Here is a 4,001-nt window from a genome sequence, read left to right as displayed (position 1 = left end):
ACGGCCACGCCAACGCGGTCGTTGCGCACACGCTCGCGGAGGACGGGCTGAAGTAGGCAATCAAATACCCGACCTCCCCGGCGAATGCCGGGGCCCAGTTTCACCCTTACCGGTCGATGTATTCGCGCCTAAAGCCTCTACGTCCTCTCAGGCGTCCGTGGGTTCGATCTGGGCCCCGGCATTCGCCGGGGAAGTCGGACTGATAGCTACCGCATCGCCGCCCGGATCTTCGCCGCCATGACCTCCAGGTCCTTCGGGGCGGCCTTGGCGTTCTCGGCGAGATAGGCGGGCTTGCCGGCGATGCGGGGGATCACGTGGACGTGCAGGTGCGGCACGCTCTGGCCGACGCCGTTGTTCTGGACGACCATGAAGCCCTCCAGGCCCAGCGCCTCGACCTCGGCCCGGCCCACCCGCTGGACGACGGCCATGACCTTGGCCAGGTCGGCCGGGTCCATCTCCAGGATGTTGCGGGCCTTGGAGGTCTTGGAGATCACCAGCACGTGGCCCGGCTCCATCGGGGCGTAGTCCATGAAGGCCAGGACGTCGGCGTCCTCGTAGACCTTGAACACCGACTGCTCGCCGCGCAGGACCTTGGCGAAGGGGTTGTTCTCGTCATAGGCGGCGTTGAGCGGGATCTGGGCGCCGCCCGGGGTGATGGTCGGATCGAAGCGCGCCAGCCAGCGCATGACCTCGCTCGTCAGGGCGATGCGGGAATCCGAGAAGCTGTGATCGGTCGGATACTGGGCCTCGACGACGGTGTCGGGGTGGGCCTCGCGCGCGGCCCTGGCGAGGCCGGCGGTCATCTGGCCGATGCCGCGCTCGGCGCCGATCAACAGCAGCGGTCGCGCGGCGATGGTCCGCGACAGGGCGGCCAGGTCCAGCTTGGTCCGGTCGCGAGCGACCTCGGCGATCAGGGCCTCGGGACTGGTCCCGGCCAGGGGCGCGGTGTCGGGCCGAAGGTCAGCGGCCAGCGCCTTGGGCGAAAGCTTGGCGAAGCGCGGATCGCCGCCGATGTTCCAGGCGTCGATCAGGATGGTCCCCGCCACCGCCGAGGGCCGCGCCGCCGAGGCGCTGGCGGCCATGAACCCGCCCATGCTGTGGCCCGCCACGACGATGCGCTTGGGGTCGATCCGGTACTTGGCGACGTTGGCCGGGTTGGCCAGGAAGTCGACGGCCGCCGCGGCGTCGGTCCGCGCATGGGCGAAGCTGAACGCGCCGCCGCTGCCCCACGAGCCGCGATAGTTGATCCGCAGCACGTTCCACCCGGCCCGGCGGACGGCCTGCATCAGGTCGACATTGGTCTCGTTGCCGGGAAAGCCGTGCAGGAACAGCATCGTCGGATGCGGCTTGTCGCCCGACGCCAGGTACATCACCGCGTTGATCTTCGAGCCCGCCACGTCGATCTGGAACGCGGCCATGCCGGCCGGATGGTCCTTGTCCTTGACCGGATCGGCGACCACGGCCCGGGGCGTCGGCGGGGCCTTCAGCTCGGCCAGGGCCGGCGAGGCGAAGGCCAGCAGGAGCGCGGAGAGGGCGGCGGCGAGGCGGTGCATGTACGGGTTCCCTTGGAAGCGCCGCACTATTACCCTTCTCCCCTTGCGGGAGAAGGTGGCGCGGAGCGCCGGATGAGGGGGTGAAAGTCTTGTCCGATCCGTTCGCGCGACCCCTCACCCGACCCGCTGCGCGGGCCACCCTCTCCCGCAAGGGGAGAGGGTTTGGGGCGGGTGTTGATATCCCCCGCCGTTTCGTCTATACGGCCCGCCTCTTCGACGGAGTCCGCTCCGCTGGAGAACCTGTTTGAGAACTGCGGGGCGTGGGGTCACCAACGCCGTAACCGGGGAAGAGCCCTTCCTCGCCGTCGGGAGACAGGGATAGAGACGCCAAGTTCTCCTGCCCAGCGGCTTTCGCCCGGGGCGGAGCGCGGCCGACTTTCCTTGGAACAGGCATATGCGACTCGCACGCGGGAGCGATCCCGCTTGGGTTTCGCATCTGGCTGCCGGAATGGTCCGGCCGCTGCTAACTGAGTAGGAGACCGCAATGGACCGCGCTCAAAAGCAGGAGTCGATCGAATCGCTGAAAAGCGTGTTCGCCGACGCCGGCGCTGTCGTCGTGACCCACTACATGGGTCTGACCGTTGCGGAAATGACCGACCTTCGTCTTCGCCTCCGCAAGGAAGGCGCCGCGATCAAGGTTGTGAAGAACACCCTGGCCCTCAAGGCTCTGGACGGCAAGCTCGGTGACAAGGGCGAACAGCTCTTCACCGGCCCGGTCGCCATCGCCTACGGCCCGGATGCTGTCTCGGCCGCCAAGGTCGCGGTGCAGTACGCCAAGGAAAACGACAAGTTCAAGCTCGTCGGCGGCGTTCTGGACCAGACCAACGTGCTGGACGAGAACGGCGTGCGCGCTCTGGCGACCCTGCCGTCGCTGGACGAACTGCGTGGCAAGCTCATCGGCCTCATCCAGGCTCCGGCGACCAAGATCGCTGGCGTCCTGCAGGCCCCGGCTGGCCAGCTGGCTCGCGTTTTCAACGCCTACGCGACCAAAGACGCCGCGTAACGGTCATCCCCGCATCTATCCCAATCTCTCTAAGGAACTGACACATGTCCAAGCTCGAAAAGCTGGTTGAAGAACTGTCCACCCTGTCGGTGCTGGAAGCCGCTGAACTGTCGAAGCTGCTGGAAGAAAAGTGGGGCGTCTCGGCCGCCGCTCCGGTCGCCGTGGCCGCCGTCGCCGGCGCCGCCGCTGCTCCGGCCGAAGCTGCTGAAGAGCAAACCGAGTTCACCGTCGTCCTGGTCGACGGCGGCGACAAGAAGATCAACGTGATCAAGGAAGTCCGCGGCGTCCGTCCGGACCTCGGCCTGAAGGAAGCCAAGGACCTGGTCGAAGGCGCTCCGCAGAACGTCGTCGAGAACGTCTCGAAGCAACAAGCCGAAGAGATCTCGAAGAAGCTCACGGAAGCCGGCGCCAAGATCCAAATCAAGTAATTCGGTCCGCGCCTCGCGCGCGGAACGGGTTCCTTTTGGACCTGCCGAAGCGGCCTCGGAGGGAAACCTCCGGGGCCGTTTTCTTTTTGGCGCGGTGGCGGGGAGTGACGTTTCTCGCTCGTCACACGCACCAAGCTACACATAGTCAAGTTGCGCGGCCATTATTCCCGACATTAAGGTTACCTTACCCGTCATGCGTCTGGGAGGGCGACATGAAACTCGACCGTGCCGTGAGCGTAATTCTCTTGACCCTTGCGGTGTCGACGCCCGCGTTTGCTCAGAGCAAAATGAAGGTGGCGATTGAGGCTACATCGGATGATCGGGTTGGTCGGCAGTTCGTCTTTCACGTCCGCGATCAGATTGGCCGGTCCGGGATGTTCGCTGAGGATCCATCTGGCGCGCTAAAGGTCAACATTGTGACGCTCGATCCTGACGAAAGTGTACAGGGTAACCGAACAATCTATAGCTACACGTTCCTCGTTTCTGGTGGTGAGGATCGCCTGGACAGCTACCTCACTAGTGGCGTCGGTATATGCGGTTTGCAAAAGGTTCAGAGTTGTGCCCAGCGCATCTTCACGGAATTGGGCGAGCAGGTTGAAACTCTGAGGTCTATACTTGCAAAGACGAAAGATAAGAATTTCTAAGATCACCTCATTGTGTCGCTCCTCGTGTTTCCGTCGCGCGAGGCGTAATTGTATGGCTTCTCCTTCTACTCAGCCCGACCTCCCCAGGTCGGAGCTAGACTTACATCTCTTGGAGGCTGGAGCGTGCGGGGCTGATAAGGTCAGTCAAGGACGGCTTCGCCGCCGCCGCGCGGCCGCCCGGAGGGCGGTCCTTGAGTGACCTGATCAGCCCCGCGATCGTCTCGCCGCGGGATGTAAGGATGGCTCCCTCTCCGGGGGGGAGAAGAACTCCGACCCATCGCTCCCTCTTCCATGTGTTCAGACCGGGGACATCCGTGACAGGTGTTCGGAGACATCCGTGACGGTTGAGGATGATCAGATTGGCTGGTTGAGG

4 protein-coding genes are annotated in these 4,001 nt (G+C 64.7%); 3 read left to right on the top strand and 1 reads right to left on the bottom strand.

The window, feature by feature from the left end; genetic code table 11:
• Nucleotides 1-206: 206 nt before the first annotated feature.
• Nucleotides 207-1,553: an alpha/beta fold hydrolase gene (locus DI526_RS23230; protein ID WP_304283367.1), complete on the bottom strand. Its 1,347-nt coding sequence runs from the start codon at nucleotides 1,551-1,553 to the stop codon at nucleotides 207-209.
• Nucleotides 1,554-2,037: 484 nt separating this feature from the next.
• On the opposite strand from DI526_RS23230, the gene rplJ reads away from it, so the two are divergent.
• The 3 genes from rplJ to DI526_RS23215 all read left to right on the top strand — a co-directional run bounded on the left by rplJ (nucleotide 2,038) and on the right by DI526_RS23215 (nucleotide 3,628).
• Entirely contained in the window at nucleotides 2,038-2,556 is a 519-nt protein-coding gene (rplJ, locus tag DI526_RS23225) for a 50S ribosomal protein L10 (protein ID WP_304283364.1), read from the top strand.
• Between the two features lie 44 nt (nucleotides 2,557-2,600).
• The gene (gene rplL / locus DI526_RS23220) at nucleotides 2,601-2,984 is read left to right on the top strand and encodes a 50S ribosomal protein L7/L12 (RefSeq protein ID WP_304283362.1); all 384 of its coding nucleotides are present in this window, start codon (nucleotides 2,601-2,603) and stop codon (nucleotides 2,982-2,984) included.
• 212 nt (nucleotides 2,985-3,196) lie between these two features.
• Nucleotides 3,197-3,628, top strand: a complete 432-nt coding sequence (locus DI526_RS23215) for a hypothetical protein (RefSeq protein ID WP_304283359.1) — start codon at nucleotides 3,197-3,199, stop codon at nucleotides 3,626-3,628.
• Nucleotides 3,629-4,001: the final 373 nt, after the last annotated feature.

The organism is Caulobacter segnis, assembly GCF_003243465.1.
GTDB lineage: Bacteria > Pseudomonadota > Alphaproteobacteria > Caulobacterales > Caulobacteraceae > Caulobacter > Caulobacter segnis_A.
Note: the sequence above shows the minus strand (reverse complement) of the source record. Positions and strands in the feature narration are given on the sequence as shown.